The organism is Pseudomonas sp. MF6776, assembly GCF_016613125.1.
Classification (GTDB): Bacteria; Pseudomonadota; Gammaproteobacteria; order Pseudomonadales; family Pseudomonadaceae; genus Aquipseudomonas; species Aquipseudomonas iridis.
Map to the genome: position 1 here is coordinate 167,510 of NZ_JAENSQ010000007.1, position 15,302 is coordinate 182,811.

Genomic DNA, 15,302 nt, shown 5'->3' on the forward strand with positions numbered 1-15,302 from the left:
AAAAACGCCCCGATTTTTGTCAGGGCGTGATTCTACCTGCATTAGCCCCGAAGGGCTTGTGCGTGATGCTGCAAGTGGTCGTCTATAAAGCTTGAGATGAAGAAATAGCTGTGGTCGTAGCCCGGTTGCAGGCGCAGCGTCAGCGGATGACCCGCTTGTTTGGCCGCTTGTTGCAGGGCTTCGGGTTTAAGCTGAGTCGCGAGGAAGTCATCGCGATCACCTTGATCGACCAACAGCGGGAGCTTCTCGTCAGCCTCGGCGATCAGCGCACAGGCATCCCACTCTTTCCACTTCGAACGGTCTTCACCCAGATAACGCGAAAATGCCTTCTGCCCCCACGGACAATCCATCGGGTTGTTGATCGGCGAAAAGGCCGACACCGACTGATAACGTCCCGGATTGCGCAAGGCACATACCAACGCACCGTGGCCACCCATGGAGTGGCCGCTGATGCTGCGTTTATCCGAGGCCGGGAAATGCGCTTCAACCAGTGAAGGCAATTCCTGCACGACATAGTCATGCATCCGATAGTGCCGCGACCAGGGTTCCTGCGTGGCATTCAGATAAAACCCGGCACCGAGGCCAAAGTCCCACGCACCATCCGGATCGCCCGGCACATCAGGGCCGCGCGGGCTGGTGTCCGGTGCGACAATGATCAGGCCGAGTTCAGCAGCCATGCGCAACGCGCCGGCCTTGTGCATGAAATTCTCGTCGGTACAGGTCAGCCCCGACAGCCAGTACAACACCGGCAGCTTGCCGCCTTGCTCCGCCTGCGGTGGCAGGTACACGGCAAATACCATGTCGCAGCCCAGCACGTCGGAACGGTGACGATAACGCTTGTGCCAACCGCCAAAACTCTTCTGACAGGAGATATTTTCCAGGCTCATGTAAAGACTCCTACGCGGTCACGGCCACAAGCCTTCAAGACTTGTAGCCATGACATCACGATTGATCAGAAATGGATGACGGTACGAATGCTCTTGCCTTCGTGCATCAGGTCGAACGCCTTGTTGATATCTTCCAGGCCCATGGTGTGGGTGATGAAGGTATCCAGCGGAATTTCACCGCTCTGGGCCATGTCGACATAGCTTGGCAATTCGCTGCGGCCACGTACGCCGCCGAATGCCGAACCGCGCCAGACGCGACCGGTGACCAACTGGAACGGACGGGTAGCGATTTCCTGACCGGCACCGGCGACACCGATGATGACCGACTCGCCCCAGCCTTTATGGCAGCACTCGAGGGCGGCGCGCATCAGTTGCACGTTGCCGATGCACTCGAAGGAAAAGTCGACGCCGCCATCGGTCATGTCGACGATGACTTCCTGAATCGGACGGTCGAAGTCTTTCGGGTTTACGCAATCAGTCGCACCCAGCTGCTTGGCGATTTCGAACTTGGCCGGGTTGATGTCGATGGCGATGATGCGCGCGGCGTTGGCCTTCACTGCACCGATAACAGCCGACAGACCGATGCCGCCCAAACCGAAAATGGCCACGGTGTCGCCCGGTTTGACCTTGGCGGTGTTGAGCACTGCACCGATACCGGTGGTGACGCCGCAACCGAGCAGGCAGACTTTTTCCAGCGGCGCGTCTTTAGCGATTTTGGCCACGGAGATTTCCGGCAACACGGTGTATTCCGAGAAGGTCGAAGTACCCATGTAGTGGAAAATCGTTTCGCCCTTGTAGGAAAAACGCGAAGTGCCATCCGGCATCAGGCCTTTGCCCTGGGTCGCACGAATGGCCTGACACAGATTGGTCTTGCCCGACTTGCAGAATTTGCACTGGCCACACTCCGGGGTGTAGAGCGGGATAACGTGATCGCCGACAGCAACCGATGTCACGCCTTCGCCGATCGCCTCAACGATGGCGCCGCCCTCGTGGCCGAGGATCGAAGGGAAGATCCCTTCCGGGTCAGCGCCGGACAAGGTGTAGGCGTCAGTATGGCAAACACCGGAAGCGACTACCCGCAGCAGCACTTCGCCAGCCTTGGGCATGGCGACATCAACTTCTACGATTTCCAGCGGCTTCTTGGCCTCGAAGGCAACGGCGGCGCGCGACTTGATCATGCTGACTCTCCCGTGAATCCATTAAATAAAAAAGCAGACAAGGAGTGTAATACATGGCCTGACGATGAATAATCAGGCCAAAAGCAAAACATTATTGCCATACAGGGATAATCCTGATGTCCGAAAACCGCTGGGAAGGCATCGACGAGTTTGTCGCCGTCGCTGAATGCAGCCAATTCACCGCCGCTGCCGAACGTCTCGGGGCTTCTTCCTCGCACATCAGTCGACAAATCGTACGACTGGAAGAGCGTTTGCAGACGCGCCTGCTCTATCGCAGTACCCGCAGGGTGACGCTGACCGAAGCCGGGCAGACATTCCTGCAACACTGCCAGCGCTTGCAGGACGGACGCGAAGAAGCCCTGCGCGCGGTTGGCGATCTGACCAGCGAACCCAAAGGCATGCTGCGCATGACGTGCGCTGTTGCCTATGGCGAGCGATTTATCGTGCCGCTAGTGACACGGTTCATGGGGCTCTACCCGCAACTGCGCATCGATATTGAGCTGAGCAATCGTCAACTCGATCTGGTGCATGAGGGACTGGATCTGGCGATTCGATTGGGACGATTGCAAGATTCACGACTGGTCGCGACGCGCCTGGCGCCACGGCGCATGTACCTCTGCGCGTCTCCGTCCTACCTGGAACGGTATGGACGACCACACAGCCTGTCGGAACTGAGCCGGCATAATTGCCTGATCGGCAGCACGGACATCTGGCAGCTTGAGCAAAATGGGCGGGAATTTTCCCAGCGAGTGCAGGGAAACTGGCGTTGCAACAGTGGGCAAGCGGTGCTGGATGCAGCTTTACAAGGGGTCGGTTTGTGTCAGTTGCCGGACTACTACGTGCTGGAGCACTTGCACAGCGGCGCATTGATTTCGTTGTTGGAGGCGCATCAGCCGCCGAATACTGCGGTGTGGGCGCTGTATCCGCAACAGCGACATTTGTCGCCGAAGGTGCGCAAGTTGGTGGACTTTCTTAAGGAAGGGTTGGCCGAACGGCCAGAGTATCGGATTTAAGATCAAAAGATCGCAGCCTGCGGCAGCTCCTACGGTGGTTTTTGTCGCGGCAAATCCCCTTGTAGGAGCTGCCGCAGGCTGCGATCTTTTAGCGACGGTTAGCCCAACGCTGACGCAACCACTCCAGATCTTCCGGGCGGGTCACCTTGAGGTTATCCGCACGCCCTTCGATCAGACGGGGTGCCTGCCCCGCCCACTCCATCGCCGAAGCTTCATCGGTAATCACCGCATCCGCCACCAGGCTGTCCGCCAATGCGCGATGCAGTGCACCGAGGCGGAACATCTGCGGCGTGTAAGCCTGCCAGATCACGCTGCGGTCAACGGTTTCAACCACACGACCGTGCTTGTCGATCCGTTTCAGGGTGTCGCGCGCGGGCACCGCCAGCAAACCACCCACCGGGTCATCCGCCAGTTCAGCGAGTAATTTGTCGAGATCATCGCGACTCAGATTGGGCCGCGCCGCATCGTGCACCAGCACCCAGTCCTCATCGTCCGCACCTTGCGCGTGCAGATGCAGCAAGGCATTGAGCACCGAACCGGAACGCTCGGCACCGCCGTCAACGCGCTGAATACGCGAATCGTTGACGCATGCCAGGCTCGGCCAATAAGGATCATCAACAGCAACACTGACCACCAAACCCTTGAGGCTCGGGTGATCGAGGAAACAGCCGAGGCTGTGTTCGAGAATTGTGCGCCCGCCCAGTTGCAGATATTGCTTGGGACGGTCCGCGGCCATTCGGGCACCGACGCCCGCGGCAGGAATCACGGCCCAGAAGGCCGGCAGGGAATTGATCATTGAGCCAACTGGTAAAGGGTTTCGCCGTCCTTGACCATGCCCAACTCGTGACGAGCCCGCTCTTCAACGGTCTCCATGCCTTTCTTCAACTCGCTGACCTCAGCGTCCATCACCCGGTTACGCTCCAGCAAACCTTCGTTCTCGGCATGTTGATCAGCAATCTGCTGATTCAGCTCGGCGACTTGCGCCAGACTGCCATTGCCCACCCACAGGCGGTACTGCAGACCGGCCAGCAGCAGGAGCAAAACGAGAAACAACCAGTAAGGACTGCGCATCGAATATCAGGTATCCAGTGAAAAAAGACAGCCACGCCAAAACTTTGCAGCGTCTGATAGCACGAAGCCTGGAAAATCCAGGCTTGTGCTGTTAAGGCATCAGATTAGTGGCAAATCCATCGCTGTCACGACTTTTTCGACACAATCCGGTGTCCTTTTATCAGTTTCAGCTTAACCGCGGAACTCGCTACGACCGTTGTACTTGGCTTTGCCATTCAACTGCTCTTCGATACGCAGCAGTTGGTTGTACTTGGAAACGCGGTCGGAACGGCACAGCGAACCGGTCTTGATCTGGCCAGCCGAGGTGCCCACAGCCAGGTCGGCAATGGTCGAATCTTCGGTTTCGCCGGAACGGTGCGAGATCACTGCGGTGTAACCGGCAGCCTTGGCCATCTGGATGGCTTCCAGGGTTTCGGTCAGGGTGCCGATCTGGTTGAACTTGATCAGGATCGAGTTGGCGATCTTTTTATCGATGCCTTCTTTCAGGATCTTGGTGTTGGTCACGAACAGATCGTCGCCCACCAGCTGCACTTTCTCGCCGATTTTGTCGGTGAGAATTTTCCAGCCAGCCCAGTCGGACTCGTCCAGACCGTCTTCGATGGAGATGATCGGGTAACGCTCGGTCAGACCTTTGAGGTAGTCGGCGAAACCTTCAGCAGTGAACACCTGGCCTTCGCCGGACAGGTTGTACTTGCCGTCTTCGTAGAATTCGCTGGCTGCGCAGTCCAGGGCCAGGGTCACGTCGGTGCCCAGCTTGTAACCGGCGTTGTCCACAGCTTCGGAAATCACTTTCAGCGCGTCTTCGTTGGAAGCCAGGTTAGGCGCAAAACCACCTTCGTCGCCGACAGCAGTGCTCAGGCCACGGGCCTTCAGCACAGCTTTGAGGTGATGGAAAATCTCGGTGCCCATGCGCAGACCTTCCGAGAAAGACTTGGCGCCAACCGGCTGAACCATGAATTCCTGAATGTCGACGTTGTTATCGGCGTGCTCGCCACCGTTGATGATGTTCATCATCGGAACCGGCATCGAGTACACACCCGGGGTGCCGTTCAGGTTGGCGATGTGAGCGTACAGCGGCAGGTCCTGATCCTGTGCAGCAGCCTTGGCCGCAGCCAGGGACACGGCGAGAATGGCGTTGGCGCCCAGGGTCGCTTTGTTTTCGGTACCGTCGAGCTTGATCATCGCGTGATCGAGGGCTTTCTGATCGCTTGGGTCAGTGCCCAGCAGCAGATCGCGGATCGGGCCATTGATGTTGGCTACCGCTTTAAGCACGCCCTTGCCCAGGTAACGGCTCTTGTCGCCATCACGCAGCTCGAGCGCTTCACGCGAGCCAGTGGATGCACCGGACGGCGCGCATGCGCTGCCGATGATGCCGTTGTCGAGAAGCACGTCCGCTTCCACGGTGGGATTGCCACGGGAGTCGAGAACTTCACGACCTTTGATGTCGACGATTTTTGCCATTGTTGTAAACACTCCAAAGTTGACGAAAACGACGCAGCTAGAGGAAATCTTTTTACCGTCGGCAAGGGGGTGCAGCGGGCAGATTTGCAGACGATAACGCTCATGCCCGAGGGCATGAGCGACAAATCGTGCGGTACTTTACCGGAGAATTGAGGTTTACGCGGTTTCTACCGTCGGAAAACTCTTAACCAGTTCGTCCAAGGCTTTGAGCTGGGCCAAGAATGGCTCCAGTTTGTCCAGACGCAAGGCGCAAGGGCCGTCGCATTTGGCGTTGTCCGGATCCGGGTGAGCTTCGAGGAACAGACCTGCCAGACCTTGGCTCATGCCAGCCTTGGCGAGGTCCAGGACCTGTGCACGGCGACCGCCGGCGGAGTCGGAACGACCGCCAGGCATTTGCAGCGAATGGGTCACGTCGAAGAATACCGGGTACTCGAACTGCTTCATGATGCCGAAGCCGAGCATGTCGACCACGAGGTTGTTATAGCCGAAGCTCGAACCACGCTCGCAGAGGATCAGTTGATCATTACCCGCTTCAACGCACTTGTTCAGGATGTGTTTCATTTCCTGAGGGGCGAGGAACTGGGCTTTCTTGATGTTGATGATCGCGTTGGTCTTGGCCATCGCCACGACCAGATCGGTCTGGCGCGACAGGAAGGCCGGCAACTGGATGATGTCGCAGATCTCGGCGACGACCGCGGCCTGTTCAGGCTCGTGGACGTCGGTGATGATCGGCACGCCAAAAGCCTGCTTGATGTCCTGGAAGATGCGCATGCCCTCTTCCAGTCCAGGACCGCGATACGAGGTCACAGAAGAACGGTTGGCCTTGTCGAAACTGGCCTTGAACACGTAAGGGATACCGAGTTTTTCGGTGACCTTCACATACTCTTCGCAAACCTGCATGGCCATGTCACGGCTTTCCAGCACGTTCATGCCGCCGAACAGCACCATGGGTTTGTCGTTGGCAATCTCGATGTCGCCGACGCGGATGATCTTCTGTGCCATCGGGGTTACGCCTTCTTCTGGTGTTGAGCCAACGCTGCTTTGACGAAGCCGCTGAACAGCGGATGGCCATCACGTGGTGTCGAGGTGAACTCTGGGTGGAACTGGCAAGCGACGAACCATGGATGATCCGGTGCTTCAACCACTTCAACCAGGGCTGCATCAGCGGAGCGACCGGAAATCTTCAGGCCGGCCTCGATGATTTGCGGCAGCAGGTTGTTGTTCACTTCGTAACGGTGACGGTGACGCTCGACGATCACGTCCTTGCCGTAGCAATCGTGCACTTTGGAGCCGGTTTCGAGCAGGCATTCCTGAGCGCCGAGGCGCATGGTGCCGCCCAGATCGGAGGCTTCAGTACGCACTTCTACGGCACCGGTGGCGTCTTCCCACTCGGTGATCAGGCCGACAACCGGGTGGCCGCTGGCGCGATCGAACTCGGTGGAGTTGGCGTCTTTCCAGCCCATGACGTTACGAGCGAACTCGATGACCGCCACTTGCATGCCCAGGCAGATACCCAGGTACGGAACCTTGTTTTCGCGAGCGTACTGAACGGCAGTGATCTTGCCTTCCACGCCGCGCAGACCGAAACCGCCCGGAACGAGGATGGCGTCTACGCCTTCCAGCAGCGCAGTGCCCTGGTTTTCGATGTCTTCGGAATCGATGTAGCGCAGGTTGACCTTGGTACGGTTGCTGATGCCCGCATGGCTCATCGCTTCGATCAGCGACTTGTAGGCGTCCAGCAGTTCCATGTACTTGCCGACCATGGCGATGGTGACTTCGTGTTCCGGGTTCAGCTTGGCATCAACCACAGCTTCCCACTCGGACAGATCGGCACCGCCGCACTGCAGACCGAAACGCTCGACGACGAAATCGTCCAGACCCTGCGAATGCAGAATGCCCGGGATCTTGTAGATGGTGTCGGCGTCTTCCAGAGCGATGACCGCACGCTCTTCAACGTTGGTGAATTGCGCGATCTTGCGACGCGACGAGATGTCGATCGGGTGATCGGAGCGGCAAACCAGCACGTCAGGCTGCAGGCCGATGGAACGCAGTTCCTTGACCGAGTGCTGGGTTGGCTTGGTTTTGGTTTCGCCGGCGGTGGCGATGTACGGCACCAGCGTCAGGTGCATCAGCATCGCGCGCTTGGCGCCGACTTCGAATCGCAGCTGACGGATGGCTTCGAGGAACGGTTGCGACTCGATGTCACCCACGGTGCCACCGATTTCGACCATCGCCACGTCGGCATCGCCTGCACCCTTGATGATGCGGCGCTTGATTTCGTCGGTAATGTGCGGAATCACCTGGATGGTTGCACCCAAGTAGTCACCACGGCGCTCTTTGCGCAGCACGTGTTCGTAAACACGGCCGGTGGTGAAGTTGTTGTTCTGAGTCATGGTCGTGCGGATGAACCGCTCGTAGTGGCCCAGGTCCAGGTCGGTCTCGGCGCCGTCGTGGGTGACGAACACTTCACCATGCTGGAACGGGCTCATGGTGCCCGGGTCGACGTTGATGTACGGATCCAGCTTAAGCATGGTGACCTTAAGCCCCCGCGCCTCCAGGATAGCCGCCAATGAAGCCGAGGCAATGCCTTTCCCCAATGAAGAAACAACACCGCCCGTGACGAATATGTAGCGCGTCATGAAAAACCCTAGAAGTCTGCGTTAAAGCGGTACGAGCCGCCGGGGAAAGCGAAGGAAGGCCGAAGCCCCCGATCACCTGCATTAATCACAGTGCACCTTTCAAAAAAACCGCCGCGTTGGGACAGACCGGCAGATGAAACACCGGTACGTTGCTCGCTACACATTTTTTGGAATCGCCCAGCAAAGACTGCTTGGTAATCGGCAACTCCTGCAATTCAGGCGAATCCACAGAAGTTGTATCAAGAAGGGAGCGTAGTCTACCGGAATGCCCCTTTCATCTCAAACCTTGATCTTCGTCTGTTGGCTGCCAATGCAATTTCCAGCCGTCCTGCGCATTGCCATCAAGGCCCGGCAGGTTCGCCACCGCGAGCAATTCTTCACCGCGAAACAGCAGCGGCAATCTGCCACGCACGAAGGCCGGCACCGCACGCTCGTTGAGCAACCGTTTGAGATCACGATGGCCACGATCGGCCAGATGCATCAATTCCCCGCCCTGACGGTAAGCAATGCGCAACGGCCCGCAAGGCGCCTGGCCACTGAACACGACGACCCCGTTACCGGACAAGCGTAGCGGTGATGTCGGGGTGTGCCACTCGCCGCCGATCACTGGTGCACGCAGCCAGTCGCCGCTCAGCCACCAGAGACGACCGGCGCTGCGGTGCAACTCGCCATCGGCCAAACGCCAGACCGGCGATGCATCGTTGGCGGCATCGCACAAATCCGTCCAACCCGACCAATGGTCAGTATCAGGCAGCCGGGTGAGTGGTTCGAGCCAGTGGCTCAATGCATTTCGCTGACGGGCCACGGACAACGCCGCCAACGGTGCCAATTCCAGCGACGGCACACCCAGCCAGTCGAAATCAGTCGAGGCTTTGGCGTGCGCCAGATCGATCTGTGCCAGCTCATCCAGCAAGCCTTGCGCCTCACGCAAATGCGCGGCGCTGCGGGCCATGTTGGCTTGCGCTTGCGGCCAGCGCCCGGTCAGCAGCGGCACGATCTGATGACGCAGGTAATTGCGCGAAAACTGCCGATCTTCGTTTGAAGGGTCTTCGATCCATTGCAACTGGTGCGCCGCGGCGTAGGCTTCAAGTTCGGCGCGAGTGACGTCGAGCAAAGGCCGAACCAACGTGCCCTGCCCCAAGGGACGTTGTGCCGGCATTGCCGAAAGCCCACGCACGCCGGCACCGCGCAACAGACGAAACAACAGGGTTTCGGCCTGATCGTCGCGGTGCTGACCGGTCAGCAAAACGTCGTTGGACTGGTTTACCGAACCGAACACCGCATAACGCGCATCCCGCGCCGCCCGCTCAAGACTCGCGCCCGGTTGCACCTTCACCCGCTCCACTTGCAATGGAATGCTCAACGCATCGCAGACCGCCTGGCAATGTTCCGGCCACGCATCGGCTGCAGCCTGAAGGCCGTGATGGATGTGGATGGCGCTTAGCGTCGGGAGGGACTCGGTTTTGGCGAGATGGGCCAGCAGATGCAGGAGGACAGTGGAATCGAGGCCGCCGGAGAAAGCGACGCGCCAGTTCCTGGCATTGCGCCAGGCTGCAAGATTAAGCAAAAGCCGGGAAGGCAAATCAATCATGGACTGCCCCATATCGTTCTCTTTGCCTCAATCAAATGTGGGAGCGAGCCTGTTCGCGAAGACGGTTTAACATTCAACACATTCGTCGATTGTCATACCGCTTTCGCGAGCAGGCTCGCTCCCACATCAGGTATCGCGTTTCGACTTAGAGACCGTAGCTCATCAGTCGATCATAACGGCGCTTGAGCAGCGCTTCGTTGTCGAACTTCTTCAGCATCGCCAGCTGCGAGCTCAGCTCGGCACGGATCGACGCCGCAGCAGCTGCCGGGTCACGATGCGCGCCGCCCAGAGGCTCGCCGATAACCTTGTCGACAATGCCCAGGCCTTTCAGACGCTCGGCAGTGATGCCCATCGCTTCGGCGGCATCCGGCGCTTTCTCGGCGGTTTTCCACAGAATCGAGGCGCAACCTTCCGGCGAAATCACCGCGTAGGTCGAGTACTGCAACATGTTCAACTGATCGCACACGCCGATCGCCAATGCGCCACCGGAACCACCTTCACCGATGACGGTGGCGATGATCGGAGTTTTCAGGCGCGACATGACACGCAGGTTCCAGGCGATCGCTTCGCTCTGGTTGCGCTCTTCAGCGTCGATGCCAGGGTAGGCGCCCGGCGTGTCGATGAACGTCAGGATCGGCATTTTGAAACGCTCGGCCATCTCCATCAGACGGCAAGCCTTACGGTAGCCTTCCGGACGCGGCATGCCGAAGTTGCGGCGAACCTTCTCGCGTACTTCGCGGCCCTTCTGGTGACCGATGATCATCACTGGCTGGTCGTCCAGACGGGCAATACCGCCAACGATTGCAGCGTCGTCGGAGAAATGACGATCGCCGTGCAGTTCGTCGAACTCGGTGAAGATGTGCTCGATGTAGTCCAGGGTGTACGGACGTTTCGGGTGACGTGCCAGACGTGCGATCTGCCAGCTGGTCAGCTTGCCGAAGATGTCTTCGGTCAGCGTTTTGCTCTTGTCCTGCAGGCGGGAGATCTCATCGCCGATATTCAGCGAATTGTCATTACCGACCAAGCGCAACTCTTCGATCTTGGCTTGCAGGTCGGCGATCGGCTGTTCGAAATCTAGAAAATTCGGGTTCATAGGCGTCCGTCTTGGGTCGTGTCCCAAATGAGCTTGGGCCGGCCGGTTGTCTATTCGCGCCCTACCTTAAGGGAGAGGCGCGCTGAGGTCGAGATTAAAAATTCAGGTTGCGGGCAAGTGCAATGATGGCACCTGCCGGTCAACGGTATTGGAGGAAGACGTTGTCTCGCCCGAACTGGTCACGCAGGGCTTGAATCAAGGCATCCGCCGGGTCGATTCGCCAAGTCTCGCCGAACTGCAGCAAGGTCTTCGCATCAGGGCTGGTGTACTCCATTGTGATCGGGCACGCCCCGCGATGACGCTTGAGCAGATCACCCAACCAGCGTAGCTGATCGCCTTTGAGATCCTGCGTCTGCAACTTCAGACGCAGGCTCTCGGCGAGGTTGGTACGCGCATCTTCCATGCTCATCACCCGCTTGACCCGCAGGCGCAGGCCACCGGAGAAGTCGTCGTTACTGACTTCACCTTCGACCACCACCATCGCGTCGGTCTGCAGCAGCGACTGCGCCGAGTGGAACGCCTCGGCAAACAGCGACGCCTCGATCCGCCCGGAGCGGTCGTCGAGGGTGATGAAACCCATCTTGTCGCCCTTCTTGTTCTTCATCACCCGCAGGGCAATGATCATCCCCGCCACGGTTTGCGTATCGCGCGCCGGTTTCAGGTCGATGATGCGCTGACGGGCGAAACGACGAATTTCGCCTTCGTATTCGTCGATCGGGTGGCCGGTAAGGTAAAGGCCCAAGGTGTCTTTCTCACCCTTGAGACGTTCCTTGAGAGTCAGCTCCTTGGCCTTGCGATGCACCGCATACACATCGGCGTCTTCCTCGACGAACAACCCGCCAAACAGGTCGGCGTGGCCACTGTCGCGGGTACGGGCGGTCTGTTCGGCTGATTTGATTGCCTCTTCCATCGCCGCCAGCAGCACGGCGCGGTTGCGATCGATGTTGGCCTGATAAGCCTTCTGTTCGTCGTGGAAATACGGACCGAGACGATCCAGCGCACCGCTGCGGATCAAGCCATCAAGGGTGCGCTTGTTGATGCGTTTGAGGTCGACGCGGGCGCAGAAGTCGAACAGATCCTTGAACGGTCCCGCCTGACGCGCCTCGGTGATCGCTTCCACCGGGCCTTCGCCGACGCCTTTGATTGCGCCGAGGCCATAGACGATGCGGCCGTCGTCGTTCACCGTGAACTTGAACTCCGAATTATTCACATCCGGCGCGTCGAGACGCAGCTTCATGGTGCGAATTTCTTCGATCAAGGTCACGACCTTGTCGGTGTTGTGCATATCCGCCGACAGTACCGCCGCCATGAACGGCGCCGGGTAATGCGTCTTCAGCCAAGCGGTCTGATACGACACCAGGCCGTAAGCGGCAGAGTGAGACTTGTTGAAGCCGTAACCGGCGAACTTTTCCACCAGGTCGAAAATGTTACCGGCCAGGTCCGCGTCGATATTGTTGGTCTTGCAACCTTCAATGAAACCGCCGCGCTGCTTGGCCATTTCTTCGGGTTTTTTCTTACCCATGGCCCGACGCAGCATGTCCGCACCACCAAGGGTGTAACCGGCCATGACCTGGGCAATCTGCATCACCTGTTCCTGATACAGGATGATGCCGTAAGTCGGCGCCAATAAAGGCTTGAGGCCTTCGTACTGGTAGTCCGAGTGCGGGTACGCGAGTTCGGCTCGACCGTGCTTACGGTTGATGAAGTCGTCAACCATGCCTGACTGCAGCGGGCCCGGACGGAACAGGGCCACCAGTGCAATAAGGTCTTCCAGGCAGTCGGGCTTGAGCTTTTTGATCAGCTCTTTCATACCGCGCGACTCGAGCTGGAACACCGCCGTGGTTTCGGCTTTTTGCAGTAGCTGATAGGTCGGCTTGTCGTCCAGCGGGATGAACGCGATGTCCAGCGGCGGCTGATCGACCTTGGCACGGTCGCGGTTGATGGTCTTCAGCGCCCAGTCGATGACCGTCAGGGTTCGCAGGCCGAGGAAGTCGAACTTCACCAGTCCGGCGGCTTCAACGTCGTCCTTGTCAAACTGGGTCACCAGACCGTCGCCGGCCTCGTCGCAATAGATAGGCGAGAAGTCAGTCAGCTTGGTCGGCGCGATTACTACACCACCGGCGTGCTTGCCGACGTTACGCACAACACCTTCGAGCTTGCGCGCCATCTCCCAGATTTCCGCGGCTTCTTCATCGACCTTGATGAAATCACGCAGGATCTCTTCCTGTTCGTAAGCTTTTTCCAGGGTCATGCCGACTTCGAACGGAATCATCTTCGACAGACGATCCGCCAGGCCATAGGACTTGCCCTGCACCCGCGCCACGTCACGCACCACAGCCTTGGCAGCCATGGAGCCGAACGTGATGATCTGGCTTACCGCGTTGCGGCCGTACTTCTCGGCAACGTAGTCGATGACCCGGTCACGCCCGTCCATGCAGAAGTCGACGTCGAAGTCGGGCATGGAAACCCGTTCCGGGTTAAGGAAACGTTCGAACAGCAGGTCGTATTCCAGCGGATCAAGGTCGGTGATCTTCTGCACATAGGCCACCAGCGAGCCGGCACCCGACCCACGGCCCGGGCCTACCGGTACTCCGTTGCTCTTGGCCCACTGGATGAAGTCCATAACGATCAGGAAGTAACCGGGAAAACCCATCTGGATAATGATATCCAGCTCGAAATTCAACCGGTCGACATAGACCTGACGCTTGGCGTCGTAATCTTCGGTGGTGTCTTTTGGCAACAAAACTGCCAGCCGCTCCTCCAGACCATCGAAGGACACCTTGCGGAAATACTCGTCGATGGTCATGCCATCGGGAATCGGGAAGTTGGGCAAAAAGTGTGTGCCCAGTTTTACTTCGATGTTGCAGCGCTTGGCGATCTCGACGGTGTTTTCGATTGCGTCGGGAATGTCGCTGAACAGCTCGGCCATTTCCTCGGCGCTTTTGAGGTATTGCTGATCGCTGTAATTCTTCGAGCGCCGAGGATCGTCGAGGGCACGGCCCTCACCGATGCACACCCGGGTTTCGTGGGCGGCGAAGTCTTCCTGCTTGATGAAACGCACATCGTTGCTCGCCACCAGCGGCGCGCCGAGCTTGTCGGCCAGGGCCACGGCGCCGTGCAACTGCTCTTCATCGTTAGGGCGACTGGTGCGCTGGATTTCCAGATAGAAGCGGTCCGGGAACACCGACATCCACTCACGCGTCAGGGCCTCGGCTTCGGCCGGGTTGCCACTGATCAGCGCCATGCCGATCTCGCCCTCTTTGGCGGCGGACAGCATGATCAGGCCTTCATTCGCCTCGGCAACCCACTCACGCTCGATGATGATCATGCCGTTGCGCTGGCCTTCGATGAAGCCGCGCGAGATCAACTCGGTGAGGTTGCGATAGCCCTTGGCGTTCATCACCAACAGGCTGAGCCGGCTCAGGGGCGCGTCCGGGTCCTTGTTCGACAGCCACAGGTCGGCGCCGCAGATCGGCTTGATGCCTGCGCCCATGGTGTTTTTATAGAATTTGACCAGGGAACACATGTTGTTCTGATCAGTGACCGCAACCGCCGGCATGTTCATGGCGGTCAGCGCCTTGACCAGCGGCTTGATCCGCACCAGCCCGTCGACCAGGGAGTATTCAGTGTGCAGGCGTAGATGAACGAATGAAGCCGGCATAGTGATCCTGTCCAGTTACAGAGAGACAACAAGGCCCGGATTGTACCGGGCCTCGAACAAAACATCAGCCTTGCGACTAAACCTGCGTCAGACCTTCAAGCGCCTCATAAGCCTGACGCACCGGGGCGAACGAGCGCCGGTGAATCGGCGTCGGGCCCAAACGGACCAACGCTTCCAGATGAACGGGCGTCGGGTAGCCTTTATGGCCGCCGATACCGTAACCCGGATAGATCAATTCGAATGCGGCCATTTCGCGGTCACGACTGACCTTAGCCAGAATCGATGCCGCTGCAATGGCTGGAACCTTGCCATCGCCCTGCACCACCGCTTCGGCGCGCATGGGCAAGTGCGGGCAGCGATTGCCGTCGATCATCGCCAGTTTCGGCTGAATGTGCAGCCCGGCCACCGCGCGCTGCATGGCCAGCATGGTCGCGTGCAGAATGTTCAGCTCGTCGATTTCTTCGACTTCGGCACGGGCGATGCACCAGCTCAGGGACTTCTCGATGATCTCGTCGTAAAGCTTTTCACGCTTGGCTTCGGTGAGTTTCTTCGAGTCATTGAGACCGAGAATCGGCCGATTCGGATCGAGGATCACCGCCGCCGTCACCACCGCACCGCACAACGGGCCACGACCGACTTCATCGACACCGGCGACCAGTTCTTCAACTTCGGCAACCAGAGTGAAATCCAGGCCCATCTGCATATCTT

12 protein-coding genes are annotated in these 15,302 nt (G+C 58.7%); 1 reads left to right on the forward strand and 11 read right to left on the reverse strand.

Annotated features, from left to right (window positions below; genetic code table 11):
- Positions 1-41: 41 nt before the first annotated feature.
- Positions 42-887, reverse strand: coding sequence for an S-formylglutathione hydrolase (fghA, locus tag JJD74_RS10930; protein ID WP_042557896.1), 846 nt, complete (start codon positions 885-887; stop codon positions 42-44).
- Positions 888-952: 65 nt separating this feature from the next.
- Positions 953-2,065: an S-(hydroxymethyl)glutathione dehydrogenase/class III alcohol dehydrogenase gene (locus JJD74_RS10935; protein WP_200613685.1), complete on the reverse strand. Its 1,113-nt coding sequence runs from the start codon at positions 2,063-2,065 to the stop codon at positions 953-955.
- 116 nt (positions 2,066-2,181) lie between these two features.
- Between JJD74_RS10935 and JJD74_RS10940 the strand changes: the two genes are divergently transcribed.
- Positions 2,182-3,078: a LysR substrate-binding domain-containing protein gene (locus JJD74_RS10940; RefSeq protein WP_200613688.1), complete on the forward strand. Its 897-nt coding sequence runs from the start codon at positions 2,182-2,184 to the stop codon at positions 3,076-3,078.
- Positions 3,079-3,166: 88 nt separating this feature from the next.
- Here JJD74_RS10940 and ispD read toward each other — a convergent pair whose 3' ends face one another.
- The 9 genes from ispD to rnhB form a co-directional block, all read right to left on the reverse strand.
- Positions 3,167-3,874: a 2-C-methyl-D-erythritol 4-phosphate cytidylyltransferase gene (gene ispD, locus JJD74_RS10945; RefSeq protein ID WP_200613692.1), complete on the reverse strand. Its 708-nt coding sequence runs from the start codon at positions 3,872-3,874 to the stop codon at positions 3,167-3,169.
- The gene (gene ftsB / locus JJD74_RS10950) at positions 3,871-4,149 is read right to left on the reverse strand and encodes a cell division protein FtsB (RefSeq protein WP_007908838.1); all 279 of its coding nucleotides are present in this window, start codon (positions 4,147-4,149) and stop codon (positions 3,871-3,873) included. The genes ispD and ftsB overlap by 4 nt, the downstream gene beginning before the upstream one ends.
- A gap of 171 nt (positions 4,150-4,320) precedes the next feature.
- Positions 4,321-5,610, reverse strand: a complete 1,290-nt coding sequence (eno, locus tag JJD74_RS10955; protein ID WP_047299915.1) for a phosphopyruvate hydratase — start codon at positions 5,608-5,610, stop codon at positions 4,321-4,323.
- A gap of 156 nt (positions 5,611-5,766) precedes the next feature.
- Positions 5,767-6,612: a 3-deoxy-8-phosphooctulonate synthase gene (kdsA, locus tag JJD74_RS10960; protein WP_150594518.1), complete on the reverse strand. Its 846-nt coding sequence runs from the start codon at positions 6,610-6,612 to the stop codon at positions 5,767-5,769.
- 5 nt (positions 6,613-6,617) lie between these two features.
- Positions 6,618-8,249: a CTP synthase gene (locus JJD74_RS10965; protein ID WP_042557891.1), complete on the reverse strand. Its 1,632-nt coding sequence runs from the start codon at positions 8,247-8,249 to the stop codon at positions 6,618-6,620.
- A gap of 274 nt (positions 8,250-8,523) precedes the next feature.
- Positions 8,524-9,852 carry a tRNA lysidine(34) synthetase TilS gene (gene tilS / locus JJD74_RS10970; protein ID WP_200613704.1) on the reverse strand — a complete coding sequence of 443 codons (1,329 nt, stop codon included), beginning with the start codon at positions 9,850-9,852 and terminating at the stop codon, positions 8,524-8,526.
- A gap of 133 nt (positions 9,853-9,985) precedes the next feature.
- Entirely contained in the window at positions 9,986-10,933 is a 948-nt protein-coding gene (locus tag JJD74_RS10975; RefSeq protein ID WP_042557889.1) for an acetyl-CoA carboxylase carboxyltransferase subunit alpha, read from the reverse strand.
- 139 nt (positions 10,934-11,072) lie between these two features.
- On the reverse strand, positions 11,073-14,594 hold the full coding sequence (dnaE, locus tag JJD74_RS10980; RefSeq protein WP_200613706.1) for a DNA polymerase III subunit alpha: 3,522 nt from the start codon (positions 14,592-14,594) through the stop codon (positions 11,073-11,075).
- 76 nt (positions 14,595-14,670) lie between these two features.
- Entirely contained in the window at positions 14,671-15,297 is a 627-nt protein-coding gene (rnhB, locus tag JJD74_RS10985; RefSeq protein WP_042557887.1) for a ribonuclease HII, read from the reverse strand.
- Between the last annotated feature and the right edge of the window lie 5 nt (positions 15,298-15,302).

Excerpts from the sequence above, each read along its gene's own strand:
- tilS (WP_200613704.1), bottom strand. The coding sequence starts at position 9,852 with ATGGGGCAGTCCATGATTGATTTGCCTTCCCGGCTTTTGCTTAATCTT.
- dnaE (WP_200613706.1), bottom strand. The coding sequence starts at position 14,594 with ATGCCGGCTTCATTCGTTCATCTACGCCTGCACACTGAATACTCCCTG.
- ispD (WP_200613692.1), bottom strand. The coding sequence starts at position 3,874 with ATGATCAATTCCCTGCCGGCCTTCTGGGCCGTGATTCCTGCCGCGGGC.
- ftsB (WP_007908838.1), bottom strand. The coding sequence starts at position 4,149 with ATGCGCAGTCCTTACTGGTTGTTTCTCGTTTTGCTCCTGCTGCTGGCC.
- rnhB (WP_042557887.1), bottom strand. The coding sequence starts at position 15,297 with ATGCAGATGGGCCTGGATTTCACTCTGGTTGCCGAAGTTGAAGAACTG.
- JJD74_RS10975 (WP_042557889.1), bottom strand. The coding sequence starts at position 10,933 with ATGAACCCGAATTTTCTAGATTTCGAACAGCCGATCGCCGACCTGCAA.
- JJD74_RS10935 (WP_200613685.1), bottom strand. The coding sequence starts at position 2,065 with ATGATCAAGTCGCGCGCCGCCGTTGCCTTCGAGGCCAAGAAGCCGCTG.
- JJD74_RS10965 (WP_042557891.1), bottom strand. The coding sequence starts at position 8,249 with ATGACGCGCTACATATTCGTCACGGGCGGTGTTGTTTCTTCATTGGGG.
- eno (WP_047299915.1), bottom strand. The coding sequence starts at position 5,610 with ATGGCAAAAATCGTCGACATCAAAGGTCGTGAAGTTCTCGACTCCCGT.
- JJD74_RS10940 (WP_200613688.1), top strand. The coding sequence starts at position 2,182 with ATGTCCGAAAACCGCTGGGAAGGCATCGACGAGTTTGTCGCCGTCGCT.
- fghA (WP_042557896.1), bottom strand. The coding sequence starts at position 887 with ATGAGCCTGGAAAATATCTCCTGTCAGAAGAGTTTTGGCGGTTGGCAC.
- kdsA (WP_150594518.1), bottom strand. The coding sequence starts at position 6,612 with ATGGCACAGAAGATCATCCGCGTCGGCGACATCGAGATTGCCAACGAC.